The organism is Coleofasciculus sp. LEGE 07092 (assembly GCF_015207375.1).
In the GTDB taxonomy this organism is placed as follows: Bacteria; Cyanobacteriota; Cyanobacteriia; order Cyanobacteriales; family Coleofasciculaceae; genus LEGE-07092.
The window spans coordinates 14231-31771 of sequence record NZ_JADEWY010000081.1 but is presented as its reverse complement, the minus strand read 5'-3'; the positions used below and the strand labels follow the sequence as shown (position 1 = coordinate 31771).

The following is a 17541-nucleotide window of genomic DNA, read 5'->3' as shown; positions in this document are numbered from 1 at the left end:
GAGCAGAGGTGCGCTAAGTAAGAATGTTATCTTTTTCCCTATACATAAAATGGTTGATTTATTAAAATATTGACTGAATTGGTGTTTTCATCCCTAATCCTGTTTTACCTCAACTAATCTCTAACACGGATGCTACTAAGGACAAGGCAACAATTGGGGCGGTGACGGCTCGCAAAACTCGGTGTCCTAAGGAAACGGGTTGGTATCCAGAGGCTGTCGCTTGTTCTACCTCTGCGGCACTCCAACCACCTTCAGGACCGATCGCAATGACAATTGAAACGGGTTCAAAATTGTCAGATTGACTGGTGTCTAGTAATACGTCTTTGCCGGGTAAGCAACTGAGAAGATGGGGAGCATCACCTCGTGCCACACAGATATAGCAGTGGGTATTGGAGTTAGAGGTTGGCTGGATACTCGCGGCAAAACTAATCGGTTCGAGAATGGTGGGTACAATTTGACGCTCGGATTGCTCTGCTGCCTCTCTAGCAATGCGCCGCCAGCGTTCGAGTTTCTGGGAACTGGGATTGAGTAGGGTGCGATCGCTCTTTAACGGCACGATACACCCCACACCCAACTCGGTTGCTCCAGATACTACTTGCTCAAATCCGCTTCCCTTGGGCATGGCAACCATCAATGTCACCGATAAGGGTAACTCTGTTTGGACGCAGAGCGACTCTATGATGATGGCTTGGGTGAGGTTCTCTGTTAATTCGCTAATATACCAACTGCCCTGTCCATCCATGGCAATAAAGCGATCGCCCTTACCCAATCGCAACACCCGAACTAAGTAATGCTGTTGGGCATCGGTTAGAAAAAGTTGCTGGTTTTGCCGTTGTGCTGGTGCGATCACCAATCGTTGCAGTTGAGCCAAATTTTTCTCCAATACAAACCCTATTCTAAAATCCCCACCACGACTTGTAACAACTCAGCTAAATCAGCCGGAACTCTATACAAGTTAATATCTTGAACAATCTGCTTATTCTGACTGTACAAAACAGAAAATTGCCAAATATTGCCAATCGAAACAGCACCGTATAACCTCTGACTCTCCCCTAATTCCGCTTGCTCTACTGCAATCAATTCCACTGCCAGTTGAGTAAAACCCCGTTGTAGATCAGCATTTTTAGCTTCAATGACTAACAAAGGTATAGGATTTGTTGGGTTCGATAACGGGAATTTTTGACATAATTTCAGTCTCGCCTGTTTTTGAATACGGCACAAACATTTTGCCTGTGTTACGGAGTACTTCCCCCAGAGGTTGCGGGTGCTTGAAAAACCCTAACCGGAATCACCTGCACGTTCAAATGAATTGGTACTTCTAGCTTCTGCTCCAGAAAATCTCGCACTAACTGAACCTGGCGCTCTGAAATAGAATCCAAGCCTGTTGCTACCTCCAGTTGCACAAACAGCGCCTCTCCTTGAGGTTGCACCCGCACAGAACGGATATCTGTGTCCGAAAATGTTAACGTCTGGTTGCGAATCAGTGTTACCACAGCACGGCGCACGTTTGCCTTGATCAAAAGGTTGTTTAGAGAAAATCCCAACGGCAAACCTAATAGCGACAGTGCCACAATTGATATGGCTAATCCACTCCGAGCTCGTTCGATAGAGCCGTAGCGCTGGAACAAAAGAACGACTCCGCCACTGAAGATGATTCCTATTAAGTTGGTGAAAAATAGAAGAGTGGCACCAGAGGCTATGTTCAAATCCCTATTAGCCAAACCAATGCCAATTACGCTCAAGGGAGGAACTAATGCTACAGCGATCGCTACTCCTGGTAAAGCATCAGCAATGCTGCGGCGCGATCGCGCAAACGCACCAGCAGCACCTGCGGCAACGGCAACCCCTAAATCTATCAATGTGGGATTTACCCGTGCGATAATTTCCGAGCTTAGAGTTCTCAATTGGATTAAATAAGCGATCGCCATTGAGATTAAAACGGTCATTAACACACCTGTTAATAAGGTAAAACAAGATCGCCTTAACAGACGCCGATTCGCCATCACCATTGAGTAAGCTATACCTGTTATGGGTCCAATTAAAGGAGCGATAATCATTGCCCCGATAATTGTCGCCGCGCTACCAGCCAGCAACCCCAACACTGAAATCACAGCCGAAAGCCCTAGCAAAAAATAGAATTGGAACGAAGGAACGGCTGCCTTCCAAAGACTACGATTTAAGCTGGCAATCGGTATCGGCTGTTCCGATAACCAATGCCAATCTCCACTATTCTGATTCCAGAATTTCTCGATGTGCCGCTTACTTTTGACGATTGTTTTCCGAAACCTATAATTCATACCTATCAGTTTGGAAAAATCGAGACTAATTAGCAGCAAGGATGACTCCTCACTGCGCCGAGGGAGTGATTGTCTAGCTACTTGGTTGTAACAAATGCTGTACTTTAAATAAATCTACTGCTAGATGTATCTAATCTCAAGTCCAAAGGAAGAAGGACACGACAATGCCGTGTCCCTAGGATAACGTGTGGATAATGCTGCCGTTAGTGCGATCGCAAATAAGCTTCTAAGGCTTCTGCGGCTAACTCCGTCATCGTTTTACCCTGCTGGGTGGCAACTTCCTTCAAACGTTCGTGCAGGTTATCGTTGACTCGAATCCGGCGATTGCGGTTTTTTCCGGCAACCTTTGTTGTTGAGGGTTCTGGCTTCACGACTTCATTGGCAAAGCCCGTATCAGACTGCGGGTTTAATGGTGGAGATTGATAGGTAACGGTAAATTCGCGGATAGAATCAAAACCGACGCGATCGCAAAAATCGCCAAAACTCTCCTCCAGTTTCCGATCTTTTTTAAAGTAAGCTAAAATCGGTTCCAGAAATGATTCCAGCTCGTGCATCGGCATCCGATCCACATAGGCTTGAGCCAGTCGCGTCTGATCCGGCGAACCCCCTAGCCAAACTTGATAGGTATCCGGCGCACTACCAACAAACCCCAACTCTGCCATATAAGGTCTAGCACAACCATTAGGGCAACCTGTACTTCTTATCACAAAATGTTCATTTTGTAAACCTAATTTTTCCAATAGTGCTCGAATTCGCTCAATAATTCCCGGAATTGCCCGTTCTGACTCTGTAATTGCCAAGCCACAAGTCGGTAGGGCGGGGCAAGCCATAGAATAGCGCACCAAAGGATCGATACCCTCTGGGGAGATATGAACGCCATGACTATCCAGAATCTTCTGAAGTGCTAGCTGCTGCTCTGGTGCGATTTCATAAATAATAATGTTGTGGTTGGGAGTCAACCGCATTGGTAGGGCAAACTGCTCGACAATCTCCCGCAGTGCAGTTTTGAGTCGGAAGGTGCCCTCATCTTTAATCCGACCGTTTTCAATGGAAATCCCTAGGAATAGCTTACCGTCTCCCTGTTCGTTCCATCCCAGATAATCTTGGTACTTGAACGCAGGTAGAGGTTTATAGGGAGCGAGTTTTTTGCCGAAGTAGCCTTCTACCGTTTCCCGGAACTTCTCAACTCCCCAATCATTGATCAGGTATTTCATGCGGGCATGACGGCGGTCAGCGCGATCGCCGTAGTCCCGTTGCGTTGCTACAATCGCTTTAGCCAAGTCGAAGACATCATCTTTTTCGACATAGCCAATTGCATCTGCCATCCGAGCAAAGGTTTCTTCTTTATTGTGGGTGCGTCCCAATCCTCCACCAGCCAGAACGTTGAATCCTTCTAGTTCTCCCTGCTGATTGGTAATCACTACTAAGCTGACATCCTGGGTGTACAGGTCAACGGAGTTATCTCCTGGCACGGTAACGCAGTACTTGAACTTCCGGGGCATATAGTGTGTCCCGTAAATTGGCTCCTCGTTGTCGGGAATAATAGTGCCGTGGTTGCGCTGCCGTGCCGCCTTCACTTCCGGCGCTTCTTCAGCACTAATTGCCTTTTCCCCATCCAGCCAAATTTCGTAATAAGCCCCGGTCTGAGGTGTGAGCAGGTCGGCAATTTTATCGGCATATTCCCAGGTATACTGATACTCTGGGCGATTTTTGTAAGGAGCTGGAGGAGCCATAACATTACGGTTCAAATCGCCGCAAGCTCCCAGTGTTGAACCCATATTACGGATAATGGCAGCGATCGTAGCTTTCAAATTCTTTTTGAGAATGCCGTGAAGCTGGAAACCCTGACGAGTTGTTACCCGTAGCGTGTGGTTGCCGTACTGATCTGAGAGTCGGTCGAGGGTAAGGTACAGCTCTGGTGGAATAAACCCACCTGGAGAGCGGGTTCGCAGCATAAACTGGTAGTCTTTTTCTTGCCCTTTGACCCGGTTATCCCGGTTGTCTTGCTGATAAGAGCCGTGAAATTTCAGAATTTGTATGGCATCTCCACTAAAGTGGGTCGTGTCTTCTAATAGTTCAGTGGCGACGGGTTCGCGCAAGAAGTTACTGCGTTCTTTTATGCCTTCAAGTTTAGAAGCTTTGCGTACTGGGGGAGTTTGAGATACAACCATTGGTGCTAGAGGTGGGAACGGATTAACTATATTACCAGTAAGTCTATCGGAATTACGGTGAATACTTTTATCCTAATACTTGGGTCACGGGTCTGAACCACGACTTTGACATAAATTAAAATCATTGATGGGTTTGGGGAGTGGGCTACCGCAGAAAGGATAAAGTTGAAGGGAAACACTATATATCTAAACCAGAATGGCTAAACGCTTCTGGAACCGAATTTTTCGAGGGATCACCGTACTATTGGGACTATGGCTGGCGTGGGATTTGCTGGCTCACCTAGTAGCCGAAATTTTATGGTTTATTGAAGTTGGTTATTTATCAGCGTTTTTGTTGCGTTTGCAGACTCAGCTCAGTCTTTGGAGCATTGTCAGCAGCCTATCGATAGGCTTTTTACTCGGTAATCTGTTTCTAGCAAATCGGCTGAAGTATTCCCCAGACATTGCCGACTGGGTGGGAACCTATGACAATAAACCCCCATTAAGTACTCAATTCGACTCGCCCCTTCAACCTTCAGCCGTCCAGGTTGAGAAAGTTCCCAAATCAACACCAGTAAGGTTGCGATCGCTCTTGCCAGCCGTCGTGTTACTCGACTTGCTCCTAGGGCTGATGCTGCTGCACTACGGCAAAATAGCCCTTTCTGCTTGGCATTCCGATTTTAGACTGCCTTATATAGCACCATCGCTCCCCTCTGCGTTTGATTGGACGTCTTTACAAGGGTTGTTACTACAGTTGCCTGTACAAATTGGGCTACTTGTTGCACTGGTGGTTGTGGTTATTGCCCTAGTCGTTAATCCTCAGTTTTGGTTAACGGCGATCGCTATTGTTCTGTCCCTGTGCTGGTCCCTGGTACTATCGGGACAGTGGAGTAGGGTTTTGCAGTATTTTTCTCCCACAGCCTTTAATGCTGACGATCCGTTATTCGGACAGGATATTAGCTTCTATGTCTTTAAGTTTCCCCTATGGCAGCTATTAGACTTTTGGCTAGGGGGACTATTTCTAGTTGGACTGGTAATCATCACGATCACCTATTTGGTTTCTGGCGATAGCCTCTCTCAAGGGAAATTTCCGGGGTTTTCTGAAAATCAACTCCGTCACTTGTACGGACTTGGGGGTGCGTTTGCGGGGACAGTTGCTTTTCGCTATTGGCTATCGCGCTACGAATTGCTTTATTCTTTCCGGGGAGTGACCTACGGTGCTAGTTATACAGATGTTAATGCTCAGTTACCCATCAATACACGTCTGAGTCTCTTGGCAGGGGCGATCGCTCTGTTCCTGCTGTTCAAGGCGATCAATAATACTAGACACCTTCAGAACAGAAATAGGCTAGCACTTACAGTAGTGGGACTCTACGCAATAATCGCGGCGATCGCTGGCTGGGGAATACCCGTAGCTGTACAGCGCTTCAACGTACAGCCAAACGAACTTGAGCGAGAACGCCCCTATATTGAACGCAGTATTGCCTTAACTAGGGCAGGGTTTGACCTTAGTAGTATTAATACTCAAATATTTAATCCCGAAGGCGACCTCACCAGTGCTGATTTAGGCGAAAATGTTCTCACGATTCGTAATATCCGTCTCTGGGATACGCGCCCCATCCTGGACACTAATCGCCAGCTTCAACGCATCCGACTTTACTACGAATTTCCCGATGCAGATATTGATCGTTACGTGCTGCCCGTGGAACAAGCAGGTGTGCCGGCATCCTTTGAAGGGGAGGAAGGCTCACAGCCAAAGGTAGAAGTAACGGATTCTCCCCTGGATCTTTCACCACCACCATTCTCGATTGAGAAGCAACAGGTAATTATTGCTCCTCGAGAACTTAACTATCAATCCGTCCCCGAAGAGGCACAAACCTGGGTTAACCAACACTTAGTTTATACCCACGGCTATGGTTTTACGATGAGTCCTGTGAATCGGGTGGGTAGTGGAGGACTGCCCAATTATTTTGTTAAAGATATTGGCACGGGTGCCGATCCTGGTGTTGAGGGAAATTTATCGACATCTAGTGAACTGATTCGAGAGTACATTCCCATTGGTGCGCCTCGCCTGTACTACGGACAACTTACTGAAAATTATGTGATGACTCCCACGAAGGTGCCGGAATTGGACTATCCCAGTGGGGAGGAGAACGTCTATAACACCTACGACGGTAAGGGGGGTGTGCCCTTGGGTTCGGTGTGGCAAAGGCTGCTATTTGCTCAGTATCTCAAAGACTGGCAAATGCTTTTTACCCGGAACTTTATCCCCCAAACCAAGGTACTGTTTCGGCGAAATATTGACCAACGGATTCGAGCGATCGCGCCGTTCTTGCGTTATGATCGGGACCCCTACCTCGTCACGGCTGATGCTGGCAAGGGAGAATCGGGTGTTTCTGCTAACCACCTGTATTGGATTATTGACGCCTATACGACAAGCGATCGCTATCCCTATTCTGACCCCGGTAATAACTCATTCAATTACATTCGCAATTCCGTCAAAGTGGTCATTAATGCTTACGATGGCGATATCACCTTCTACGTCGCCGCTCCCGAAGACCCAATTATTCAAACATGGAGCAAGATTTTACCCGGTTTTTTCCAGCCATTAGACGCCATGCCCCCTGCTCTTCTGAGTCATATTCGCTACCCAGTAGACATTTTTAGCGTCCAGTCAGAGCGGCTGCTAATTTATCACATGACTGACCCACAGGTATTCTACAACCGGGAAGACCAGTGGCGCATTCCCCAGGAAATCTACGGCGGTGAGTTGCAGTCACTGGAACCCTACTACTTGATTATGAAGCTGCCCACCGCTACCAAAGAAGAATTCATTCTCCTCCACCCTTTTACCCCCAAGGCACGCAACAACCTGATTGCTTGGCTGGCAGGTCGCTCCGATAGCGAAAATTACGGTAAGCTACTGCTGTATCAGTTCCCCAAACAAGAACTGATCTATGGACCTGAGCAGGTTGAAGCCCTGATTAATCAAGACCCTGTAATCTCCCAGCAAATTTCTCTGTGGAATCGCCAAGGTTCCCAGGCAATTCAGGGAAATCTTTTGGTAATTCCCATTGAACAATCCCTGCTGTATGTTGAACCACTCTATCTAGAAGCCGAACGCAATAGCCTGCCAATCTTGGCGCGGGTGATTGTTGTCTATGAAAACCGCATTGTTATGGCTGAAACGTTAGAAGAGGCGCTCCAGGGGATCTTTGAGCGAGAACAACAGACAGCACCAACCATTATTCGCCCCTTGGAAGAATCGACTCTACCGTTAGAATAGTACTTTTTTGTTGTGGAATCAGGGCAATAAGCAATTATCAAGACTTAAACAAGTATCAAGAATCAGGCGATCGCTCCTTTTAGGCTATCCCCCTGGACAAGCAGTGCTTATGAAATAATCAAGGGGCGCATTCGTAAAAATTACTACAATTGTATCTTGGGCAATTGCGCTATCATTCAGAGCAGCATCCTAAAAAGAGTTGGGCAATCAATCAACGTTTGTCACGATAAAACCAAACCTTATTATTAGCTCCAATAGCTTATTAACGTGACGGTAAGGTTTGCCACCTATATAATAGCCATCGGACTCGAATCAACGGGATTGGCAGCGAACGCTGGTGAAGTGAGTAAATGGGGGCACAAACCAGACTATTTCGGGAATGATCGGGAATGAGCGAAACAAACCAGTCAACGGGAAGACCTGGTTCTCCTATGCGTGTTGGAATTTTGCACTCGTTGAGTGGCACGATGGCGATTAGCGAGGCGTCCTTAAAGGATGCTGAACTGATGGCAATTGCCGAAATCAATCAAGCGGGTGGTGTTTTGGGTCGCAGGATTGAACCGGTGATTGAAGATGGCGCATCCGACCCCGCTACCTTTGCTCTCAAAGCCAGAAAACTGGTTGAATACGACAAAGTGACGACCATTTTCGGCGGCTGGACTTCCGCTAGCCGTAAAGCGGTATTGCCAATCTTAGAGGAACTCAACGCCCTGATGTGGTATCCCGTTGAGTATGAAGGACTCGAATGTTCGCGTCAAATTTTCTACATGGGTATCTGCCCTAATCAACAGGTAGGTCCTGCCGTTGACTGGCTGCTTCAAAACAAGGGTAAGCAATTTTACTTATTGGGTTCTGACTACGTTTTTCCGCGCACGGCTAACAAATTAATCAAAGCTCAACTCAAGCGTCAAGGTGGCTCTTTGATGGGGGAAGAGTATGTGCCGTTGGGGACGATGGAGTTTCACAGCCCAATTGATCGCATTAAGCAAGTCAGACCTGATGTAGTTTTCAGTACCCTGAACGGTGATAGTAATTTGGCGTTCTACCAGCAGTACAAAGAGGCTGGACTGACTGCTGAAGATATTCCCATCTTGGCAGTTAGCGTGGCAGAAGAGGAGCTGCGACGAATTGGGGGCAGTATCGCAGTAGGTCACTATGCCAGTTGGAGCTACTTTCAGAGTATTGATACCCCCACAAATCAGGCATTCGTTCGGAGCTTTCAGGAGCGTTACGGTCAAGAACGGGTAACGAGTGATCCGATTGAGGCAGCTTATGTGCAAGTCTATCTCTGGAAACTAGCGGCGGAGAAAGCGGGTTCATTTGAGGTGGAATTGCTGCGAGAAGCGGCTTACGGGCAGAAGTTTGAGGCTCCAGGGGGGCAGGTTAGTATCGAACCGAACAACCATCTGAAGAAGCATTGTCGCATTGGCAAAATTTTACCGAATGGTCAGTTTGAGATTGTATTTACCAGTGCAAGTCTGATCAAGCCTCAGCCGTGGTTGGGGCTTGAAGAGTTTAGCGATCGCGTTTCCCCAGTTGTCATTGATATGCTGGCGGAAGTGTCTCAGTCGATTCAGTATAGCTGTCAGCTCGAACAAAAATCCCGTGAAGTTGAGGCGGCAATGACTCAGTTGCTGGCAACCAATGAGCAACTCCAAAAAACCCAAGACCAACTTTTGCACTCGGAAGCAAAATTTCGAGAACTGCAAGCCCAAGAAAAACTGCTCAAACGCCGCCTGTCTAGCCAAATCCGTAGTTCTTTAGAATTTGATGAAATCGTGAAGACGGCGGTTGAAGAAATCCGCAGTCTACTTCATATCGACCGCTGTCAGTTTTTTTGGTGCCACCCCGATTCTAACCTCCCCCAGTTGGAACTGATTCATGAAGCTCAGGAATTAGGACGATGGGTCGGTGTACCCGGAGCCAGCAGTGTGGAGCAGTTGCCGGAATTGAAGGAACTGGTGGCAGAACCAAGCATTCTGCGAATTGATGATACCGCTACAGATTGTCAGCTAGAAACCAGCAGTCGCGATCGCTTTGCGACTTCGGGCATCAAGAGTATACTCATTGCCCCTCTGCAAACTCGTAACAACAGAATTGGGCTAGTGGTGTGTGAACACTATCAGGACAGCCGTCTGTGGAGCGATCGGGAAGTGGAATTAATTGCTGCCGTTGTTGAGCAATTGGCAAACGCGATCGACCAAGCTGAATTGTACGCTCATAGCCGTAATACGGCGGCGTTAGCCACATCTCAAGCCGAACAACTTCAAAAAGCACTCCAAGATTTACAGCTCTATCAAGCGCAGTTAGTACAAACTGAAAAAATGTCCACCTTAGGCACACTAGTCGCTGGTGTGGCTCATGAAATCAACAACCCGACCAGTTTTATTTACGGTAATCTGCATTACGCTAAAGAATACACCGAAAATTTACTAGAACTGGTACGCCTGTATCAGAATTACTATCCCGAACCCGCCCCAGAAATTCAGGCTCGTATTCAAGCGGTTGAGCTAGATTTTTTGATGCAAGATTTGCCGAAAACCCTTTCTTCTATGGAAATTGGTGCAGAGCGTATCCGGCATTTGGTGTTGAGTTTGCGAAACTTCTCACGCCTCGATCAATCGAGTATGCAAGCGGTTGATATTCACGAGGGAATTGACAGTACCTTACTCATACTGCGTAATCGACTCAAAGGCAATGGTCGGCGTCCCAATATCGAACTCATAAAAGAGTACGGCAAACTCCCCTTGGTGGAATGCCATCCCTCTCAGCTCAATCAAGTATTTATGAATTTGTTGGGAAATGCTATTGACGCCTTGGAAGAACCGATAATTGCTGTTAAGGAAAAAATACCCCAGATTTGGATTCGCTCTGAAGCAACAGTAGGCGATCGCGTGATGGTAAGAATTGGTGATAATGGTCCGGGGATGACAGAAGAGGTTAAAGAAAAATTATTCGATCCGTTTTTCACAACTAAACCCATCGGCAAAGGAACAGGTTTAGGGTTGTCGATTAGCTATCAGATTGTTGTAGAAAAGCATGGTGGCGCTTTGTGGTGCAACTCAGCCTTAGGAGAAGGAACAGAGTTTGCGATCGAGCTGCCAACCCAACATAGTAATAAAAGAGTGGATACCTCAACATCGATAGCTGCCACGTCATCCTATCTGGCTTGATGGGAATCAAAAATAGGCTTCCTCGCTTTTCTAACCCCTACCCAAATAAAAATGGGTGGGGATGGCGTTTAGCATTTTTTGTTCATATTAGGATTAGAGAATTACGTCTGTAAATCCCTATCTGCAACATGAATCAAACAGCCGAAGCTCTAAATGCCATTGATGAAAAGCTATCGAAACGCCCACTCGATCTCGATCCAGGCGGATATTTTATTATCTACCTGGATCGAGAAGCTGGACTGATTTGTGCCAAGCATTTCACAAATGTCATCGATGATCGCGGTTTAGCCGTTGACCCGGAGACGGGTAAACCGATCCCAGCACGCGGAAAAGTAGAACGAACACACACGACCGTGTTTACTGGCAGAACGGCAAAGGAAATTTGCGTTGCTATTTTTGAGCACACTCAGCCCTGTCCTGTCAATCAAGTCGATCATGCGGCTTACTTAGGACGGGAGTTTACACGGGCTGAGAATGCTCTGATTACCCAGCAGGAGTACATTCAGGATTAGGAGAAACCCTGATAGAAGAAGTAGGTAGCCATTGGCACAACCGTAGCAATCACCAAGATGGCAACAACCCAGATGGTGGCATTGTTGGTGTCGGTTTCCTCGGCTGTTTTAAAGGTGCCTTCGACCTGTATCTGGTCTTCCACAACCGGGGGACCGGGGTCAGGTTGACCGGAGAGGATGGCAACTAGGCGATTGCTTGCGTCCAAGAATGCCTGATTGTACTTATTCCCATCCCGCAGGGGTGCAGTCATTGTCTCAGATGCCACGCTTTGGGCAATGTCATCGGGCATAATAGACTTGACCGCTTCTCCTGTTGCGATCGCGGTGTTGTTGGTGACGGTATCGATAACCAGCAAGATTTGATTGGCTTGAGCCTCTGGCGTCGGATACCATTTCTCAAACAGGGCTTGGGTAAAACTTTCTGCTGTCTCCCCGTAGTCTAGGCGGCGGATTGTGACCATCCTCACTTCCTGCCCAGTGTTTTTGGCTAAACTATCCAAATTGTTGCTCAACTTGCCTTCACTGAGGCGGCTGAGGACTTCGGCTGTATCAATGACCCAGGTTGGTTCACCCGCGCTGACATTGGGCATTTGGTAAACATTCGTCGCGTTTGCTGGTGCTGCAACAAGTCCGCTGATCGCTGTAAGTAGCAACAGCGGCAACATTAAGCGTTGCAGGTATTTTCGTCTTTCTTTGTATAGTTGCTTGAAGATTCGTCTCATTGAGTTGCGCCCTCTCGCAAGGTTGCCTTTTTTCCAAAAATACTATACAAATCGGTACAAAACCTACCTCTATCCTGCCGGTAGCCCTCAGATGGAGAGAATAGGCGCTTGATGAGATTTAATGAAGTTTTTTAAAGGAGATCCCACATTCTGCAATTGAATAACCCGTACCTGCTTAAAATGTTATCTCAAGTGTTCTTGTAAACTTTTAGACTACAGAAGGAGAAATCCGAATGGCGGATGCGAGAGATATGGAAGTCGTGAAGCCCTATCAAGGCGACCCATTTGTGGGTCATCTATCGACTCCTATCAGTGATTCTGCGTTTACCAGAGCGTTTATCGGTAATCTCCCAGCTTACCGTAAAGGGCTGTCCCCATTCATACGAGGACTGGAGATTGGCATGGCTCATGGGTATTTCCTCGTTGGGCCAGAGGTTGTGTTTGGTGCGCTACGTGACTATCCAGAAGCTCGTTATCTAGGTGGTTTGGTAACAGCCTTAGTGTTAGTTCTGCTGGGAACAGCAGGTATTGCAGCTTGGGGATTAGTCTCATTAAAGAGTTCCATAGAACATCCTCCTGATGTTGACAGGCTGAAAACCTCGGAAGGCTGGAGCGAGTTGGCTGGTGGATTCTTCGTTGGCGGTATGGGTGGCGCTTTTGTTGCCTATTTCCTATTGGAGAACTTTGAGACAGTGGATGCCATTTTCCGGGGTTTTGTTAACAATCCCTAATGGTTCCTTTGTTGGGGAATATTTTCTCTTGGACTCTTGTAAATTTAGATAGGATGGTTTGACATGATAGGTTCATACTCAGCTTCATTCTTACCTTGGATTCTGATCCCAGTCATTTGCTGGCTGATGCCTGCTGTGGTGATGGGTCTATTGTTTATCTACATTGAGAGCGATGCTTGATCTAGAGCTGCACACTGAGTCACCTCTAGAAGGCTAGTGATGGGTCAACCTTAAATTGACGGGTTGAGACTGACGCTCCGGACGCTCCGGAGGCGGAGATAAAAGTAACCCGTCGAACTAGCTTTGATAGAGTACTAGAACTATGGGGAACGTGTAATTTCCAAGCTATACCCGATACCCTACCCCCCACACCCCCTTGAAAATAGAATTACTGGTCTACAAATTCCAGTGATGGGGGACAAAAAAACTTCAGATTTCGTAACAAAAGGAAACAATTCTATGCGACGATTGTTAGCTCTGATTTTCGCCGTCACTCTATGGTTTAGCTTCGCACCCCCTGCCTCGGCTGATTTTAGTTTTGATGCACTTACGCCTTGCGCTGAGTCTCCAGCTTTTCAGCAACGAGCTAAATCTGCCCGTGCGACAACGGATGACCCGGCTTCAGGGAAAAAGCGGTTTGAGCGTTATTCTCAAGCCCTATGCGGCAAAGAGGGATTACCCCACTTGATTGTAGATGGTCGTTGGAGTCGGGCGGGTGACTTTCTGATTCCTAGCGTTCTCTTTTTGTATATTGCCGGCTGGATTGGTTGGGTTGGTCGCTCTTATCTGATCGATATTAAGAAGGGGAAGAATCCAGAAGAGAAAGAAATCATTATCGATGTACCCCTGGCAGTCAGCAAAATGCTCACTGGCTTTGCATGGCCCCTGACAGCGCTCAAAGATATGACATCGGGCGAAATGTTTGCCAAGGATGATGAAATTCCGGTATCACCTCGCTAGTAGTTTTTGACTAGAGATTGGGGATTAGGGATTGATATCAAATCCCTAATCGCAAAAATTGCCAACACTGTTTAGGAGAAGTTTCGATGCAATATTTCCTCAAGTATCTTTCTACTGCACCTGTTTTATCTGCGATTTGGTTATTCGTCCTAGCCGGAATTTTGATTGAATTTAACCGCTTTTTCCCTGACCTTCTTTTCCATCCCATGCCCTAGGTTCTGACAGTTTCTAGAGTGTCGGTTCAGCAATTATAAAACTCGGTCGAAAACCGACTATTTGCAGAAACTCGCGATCGCATTTGTAAGCATCGCGAGTTTCCCATTTTTAGAATGCATTGTTACAAATTTTGATACAAATGGCTAACTTGGGGAAGCGACTGAGGAAGATGCTACTCGCGCTGCGGCTGAACAAGCTTATCAAGAGGGAATTCAACGTGGTGCAAGGGGAATGGAGATGAGGCAAAAGGCAGAAGGCTTAAAGCACTTTCCGAGTCGGTGTGATACAGTTCCCCCCTTGATAAGGGGGGTCAAACTATACTTCACTGAGTTGCAAACCGCTATATTAGATGAGATTAAGCGATCGCACTACAATAGTGTTGCTGAACCATCAGCACCTTACGAGTCTCAACCCTTAGCAGACAATCAACCACCGGGATGTCCCCGAATACCGCCCTCTATCCAACTGCGACAGTACCAGGAGCAAGCTGTAGCGAATTGGTTTGCCAACCACGGGCGCGGAACGCTGAAGATGGCGACGGGTAGCGGTAAGACAATTACAGCATTAGCGATCGCCACCCAACTGTATCAAACAATCCACTTACAAGTCTTAGTGGTTGTGTGTCCTTACCGGCATCTTGTTACCCAGTGGGCGCGAGAATGCCAGAACTTTAATCTAGAACCCCTATTAGCCTTTGAGAACGTCCGCAGTTGGCAAAGTCAGCTTTCAATCGCCCTTTACAATCTGCATTCTGGCAACCTGCCTTTTCTCTCTCTCATCACTACCAATGCCACCCTAATTACAGCAGGATTTCAATCTCAACTCAAGTACTTTCCCGATAAAACCCTGATTGTCGGCGATGAAGCCCATAACTTAGGTTCCCGACGCTTAGAAGAAAGTTTACCCCGCAACATTGGCTTGCGTCTCGGTTTATCTGCCACACCCGAACGCTATTTTGACGAGAAAGGAACCGATGTTTTGTTCAATTACTTTGGTTCGATACTGCAACCTGAACTTACCCTCGCCGATGCCATTGACCAAGGAGCACTCGTCCACTATCTTTACTATCCCATTTTAGTGGAATTAACCGAAGCCGAATCATTGGCATATGCCAAGTTAACGAAACGGATTGGTTGGGCGCTAATGGATAAGGATGATATTGATATCCACAATAACGATACTGTCACCTCGTTATTAATGCAACGCGCCCGCCTGATTGGGGTAGCCGCTAATAAGTTAACGGCATTACAGGAGTTAATGGTTGGACGTTTGGATACCTCCCACACCTTATTTTATTGCGGGGATGGTTCGATTGAAGGGGCGTTGAGTGAAGAAAATAACCGTCAATTAGCCGCCGTAACTCGGTTATTGGGGGTAGAACTGGGTTATCGCGTCAACACCTATACCGCTGAGACACCGTTGGCAGAACGGGAAGCACTGCGGCATCAGTTTGAAACCGGAGAATTGCAGGGATTGGTGGCAATTCGCTGCTTAGATGAAGGGGTGGATATTCCAGCGATTCAAACGGCAGTTATTCTTGCTAGTAGTAGTAATCCCCGCCAGTTTATCCAACGGCGGGGCAGAATTTTGCGCCCTCATTCCGGTAAGGAACGGGCGACGTTATTTGACATGATTGTTTTGCCCCCAGACTTGGGGCGAGACACGTTGGACGTTGAACGCAATCTCCTTAAAAAAGAGTTAAAACGATTTTTGGAATTTGCAGACCTCGCTGATAATGCTGGAGAAGCTAGAATTAAGCTGCTCAAGCTTCAGAAACGGTACGGGTTGCTAGATATGTAGCACTTCTTTTTCGGCAGAGTCCGGTGTCTGAGTGGGTAACGTTGCCTTCTGGTGGGATTTTTTAAATCTACCGTGCAGCAACCCAGCGATTCCCAGTAACCCTAGTGCGGCTAAAGGTGTTGGTTCCGGGACAGATTCAGGCTCAGATTGTAGAGCTTCTAACGTCTTTTCTGCCAAAAGCTTATGAGCGGCAGTGGTTGGATGGATGCCATCCCAGAATAAGTAGTTATCGGGGTTATCACAGACATTGATCGTTGCTGGATCTTCTACATCTACAGTAATGGGATCGGGATTTAAGCAAGCGTCAGTTATATTTGTGAAACCGAAGTCCGTGGGACTATTTCTAATCTCATTAAACTGCTCAAAAATATCAGGAGATACGAGGTTGATACCGCTCAATGACTGATTTAAAGAGCTGAGGGTATCTTTCAAGAGAGTATTATGCTCGATTGTCCTGTCAGTGAGGGTATCAGAATCTACTGGCGGAATAGAACCATTGGAACCGAATGCACGAGGGGTTTTGCCCAAATCCGGTAAGTTAGGCACCAAGAAATTACGAGCGCCGAGGGCGTAAAGAGACTGCACCGCTTGCGCTATATTGGCAACTGGCTGCGTGGTGTTAGCATTAGGAACAGTCTGATAGTCATTAGGACCTGCAAACACAACATAAAGAGCGTCCTCGTCAGCTTGCTGCTGGGCAACACCTAAGTCATTAACAAACCAACCCACTTGTGTCTGTAGTCCTGGTATGAGTGGACCGAAGTCATCCCCAGCACCACCGAATCCGGTTTGAGCACCACCGAAGGCGAAGTTAACACCTTGAGTCGCAGTAGTACCCAGGAAGTAGGGGCTAACTACAGGTTGCAGGGTCGTAGGATCGATGGTAATTGGAGAAGGTAGGGGTATTGTAGGGGAGAATACCGAGAGTTCTGTAGAAGGAGTCAAATCTAAACCCAGATCTTGTGCCAGATAGTCTACCCAAACCAAGTCGTTAGAAAAACGCCCATCCTGATCGTAGGGAGGAACTGAGGGTATGGGTTCGACTGGCGGTATTTGTGTGCCGGGAGGTAGCAATTGCAGTAGTTCGGGCGGTGGGTTATTTGCAGCCTTAGTGATATTAAAAATGTTACCCGGATCGGAGAGGCTATCACCAAAAACATACATCTTGGTGAACATTGCAGCCGAAGCTTCCATGGGTAACATGAAAGATAAAATCGTAAATCCTGCTGTTAGGAATGGTTGTTTCATGGTTCTTTGCATTCTGGTTTGCATTCTGATAGTCATCACCAACCTTTCCTCTTGAAACTTTGGTTAAAGTCATTAAAGAGGAAACGTCATTAATTCAATTTGGGCAATCTCTTTCCCTAATCAGGGTTGACGTTTGTTATAAACAATAAAGGGGTTATTCTACCATGGTAAGTAAATTTTATGCAACCCCATTTTTTTTTAACTCACTTCGCTAACAGTTTCACTTGACTAAACGCCCATATTACCCCTCTAGGAACGGCTTCACTAGCAAGTTGTGCAGATCCTTAAAGCATTTGCGTTCAGCTATTTATCATCCCTTTATAAATCATTACACAATTTTTTGGGGTTGCTCGTAAAGTTATTGTGAAGTTCTACCAGACCGCCCAAATATGCTAGATTTCTAAGTTACTAAGATAAGCGTCGTATTGTTCCCATATTTGTCGAAT

At 46.9% G+C, this 17541-nt stretch carries 14 protein-coding genes; 8 read left to right on the top strand and 6 right to left on the bottom strand.

Annotated features, from left to right (window positions below; all coding sequences use genetic code 11):
- Positions 1-109: 109 nt before the first annotated feature.
- The 4 genes from IQ257_RS18915 to sir all read right to left on the bottom strand — a co-directional run bounded on the left by IQ257_RS18915 (position 110) and on the right by sir (position 4468).
- Complete coding sequence (locus IQ257_RS18915; RefSeq protein WP_193875439.1) at positions 110-871, bottom strand: 16S rRNA (uracil(1498)-N(3))-methyltransferase; 762 nt, start codon at positions 869-871, stop codon at positions 110-112.
- 20 nt (positions 872-891) lie between these two features.
- Positions 892-1143 (bottom strand): hypothetical protein, encoded by a 252-nt coding sequence (locus IQ257_RS18910; protein ID WP_193875437.1) that lies wholly within the window; start codon positions 1141-1143, stop codon positions 892-894.
- Positions 1144-1235: 92 nt separating this feature from the next.
- Positions 1236-2297, bottom strand: coding sequence for a TIGR00341 family protein (locus IQ257_RS18905; RefSeq protein WP_193875435.1), 1062 nt, complete (start codon positions 2295-2297; stop codon positions 1236-1238).
- Positions 2298-2500: 203 nt separating this feature from the next.
- Positions 2501-4468 carry a sulfite reductase, ferredoxin dependent gene (sir, locus tag IQ257_RS18900; RefSeq protein WP_193875432.1) on the bottom strand — a complete coding sequence of 656 codons (1968 nt, stop codon included), beginning with the start codon at positions 4466-4468 and terminating at the stop codon, positions 2501-2503.
- A gap of 196 nt (positions 4469-4664) precedes the next feature.
- On the opposite strand from sir, the gene IQ257_RS18895 reads away from it, so the two are divergent.
- The 3 genes from IQ257_RS18895 to IQ257_RS18885 all read left to right on the top strand — a co-directional run bounded on the left by IQ257_RS18895 (position 4665) and on the right by IQ257_RS18885 (position 11418).
- On the top strand, positions 4665-7733 hold the full coding sequence (locus IQ257_RS18895; RefSeq protein WP_193875430.1) for a UPF0182 family protein: 3069 nt from the start codon (positions 4665-4667) through the stop codon (positions 7731-7733).
- 389 nt (positions 7734-8122) lie between these two features.
- The gene (urtA, locus tag IQ257_RS18890) at positions 8123-10906 is read left to right on the top strand and encodes an urea ABC transporter substrate-binding protein (protein ID WP_193875428.1); all 2784 of its coding nucleotides are present in this window, start codon (positions 8123-8125) and stop codon (positions 10904-10906) included.
- Positions 10907-11034: 128 nt separating this feature from the next.
- Entirely contained in the window at positions 11035-11418 is a 384-nt protein-coding gene (locus IQ257_RS18885) for a DUF4346 domain-containing protein (RefSeq protein ID WP_193875426.1), read from the top strand.
- On the opposite strand, the gene psb32 is transcribed toward IQ257_RS18885, so the two are convergent.
- On the bottom strand, positions 11415-12140 hold the full coding sequence (psb32, locus tag IQ257_RS18880) for a photosystem II repair protein Psb32 (protein WP_193875425.1): 726 nt from the start codon (positions 12138-12140) through the stop codon (positions 11415-11417). The two genes, IQ257_RS18885 and psb32, sit on opposite strands and share 4 nt — an antisense overlap.
- A 233-nt stretch (positions 12141-12373) precedes the next feature.
- Here psb32 and IQ257_RS18875 point away from each other — a divergent pair, with 233 nt between their 5' ends.
- The 5 genes from IQ257_RS18875 (at position 12374) to IQ257_RS18855 (ending at position 15847) form a co-directional block, all read left to right on the top strand.
- A complete protein-coding gene (locus IQ257_RS18875) occupies positions 12374-12871 on the top strand; it encodes a photosystem I reaction center protein subunit XI (protein WP_193875423.1) in 498 nt (165 codons plus the stop codon).
- Positions 12872-12934: 63 nt separating this feature from the next.
- Positions 12935-13051 (top strand): photosystem I reaction center subunit VIII, encoded by a 117-nt coding sequence (locus tag IQ257_RS18870; RefSeq protein ID WP_193875421.1) that lies wholly within the window; start codon positions 12935-12937, stop codon positions 13049-13051.
- A 279-nt stretch (positions 13052-13330) separates the two neighbouring features.
- The gene (locus tag IQ257_RS18865) at positions 13331-13831 is read left to right on the top strand and encodes a Photosystem I reaction center subunit III (RefSeq protein ID WP_193875419.1); all 501 of its coding nucleotides are present in this window, start codon (positions 13331-13333) and stop codon (positions 13829-13831) included.
- Between the two features lie 86 nt (positions 13832-13917).
- Positions 13918-14046 carry a photosystem I reaction center subunit IX gene (gene psaJ / locus IQ257_RS18860; protein WP_193875417.1) on the top strand — a complete coding sequence of 43 codons (129 nt, stop codon included), beginning with the start codon at positions 13918-13920 and terminating at the stop codon, positions 14044-14046.
- Positions 14047-14284: 238 nt separating this feature from the next.
- Positions 14285-15847, top strand: a complete 1563-nt coding sequence (locus tag IQ257_RS18855; protein WP_228060832.1) for a DNA phosphorothioation system restriction enzyme — start codon at positions 14285-14287, stop codon at positions 15845-15847.
- Here IQ257_RS18855 and IQ257_RS18850 read toward each other — a convergent pair.
- Complete coding sequence (locus IQ257_RS18850) at positions 15836-17095, bottom strand: SGNH/GDSL hydrolase family protein (RefSeq protein WP_228060831.1); 1260 nt, start codon at positions 17093-17095, stop codon at positions 15836-15838. The genes IQ257_RS18855 and IQ257_RS18850 overlap by 12 nt on opposite strands.
- Positions 17096-17541: the final 446 nt, after the last annotated feature.

Excerpts from the sequence above, each read along its gene's own strand:
- IQ257_RS18850 (WP_228060831.1), bottom strand. The coding sequence starts at position 17,095 with ATGAAACAACCATTCCTAACAGCAGGATTTACGATTTTATCTTTCATG.
- IQ257_RS18895 (WP_193875430.1), top strand. The coding sequence starts at position 4,665 with ATGGCTAAACGCTTCTGGAACCGAATTTTTCGAGGGATCACCGTACTA.
- IQ257_RS18905 (WP_193875435.1), bottom strand. The coding sequence starts at position 2,297 with ATGAATTATAGGTTTCGGAAAACAATCGTCAAAAGTAAGCGGCACATC.
- IQ257_RS18855 (WP_228060832.1), top strand. The coding sequence starts at position 14,285 with ATGAGGCAAAAGGCAGAAGGCTTAAAGCACTTTCCGAGTCGGTGTGAT.
- psaJ (WP_193875417.1), top strand. The coding sequence starts at position 13,918 with ATGCAATATTTCCTCAAGTATCTTTCTACTGCACCTGTTTTATCTGCG.
- urtA (WP_193875428.1), top strand. The coding sequence starts at position 8,123 with ATGAGCGAAACAAACCAGTCAACGGGAAGACCTGGTTCTCCTATGCGT.
- IQ257_RS18875 (WP_193875423.1), top strand. The coding sequence starts at position 12,374 with ATGGCGGATGCGAGAGATATGGAAGTCGTGAAGCCCTATCAAGGCGAC.
- IQ257_RS18865 (WP_193875419.1), top strand. The coding sequence starts at position 13,331 with ATGCGACGATTGTTAGCTCTGATTTTCGCCGTCACTCTATGGTTTAGC.
- IQ257_RS18885 (WP_193875426.1), top strand. The coding sequence starts at position 11,035 with ATGAATCAAACAGCCGAAGCTCTAAATGCCATTGATGAAAAGCTATCG.
- sir (WP_193875432.1), bottom strand. The coding sequence starts at position 4,468 with ATGGTTGTATCTCAAACTCCCCCAGTACGCAAAGCTTCTAAACTTGAA.
- IQ257_RS18870 (WP_193875421.1), top strand. The coding sequence starts at position 12,935 with ATGATAGGTTCATACTCAGCTTCATTCTTACCTTGGATTCTGATCCCA.
- psb32 (WP_193875425.1), bottom strand. The coding sequence starts at position 12,140 with ATGAGACGAATCTTCAAGCAACTATACAAAGAAAGACGAAAATACCTG.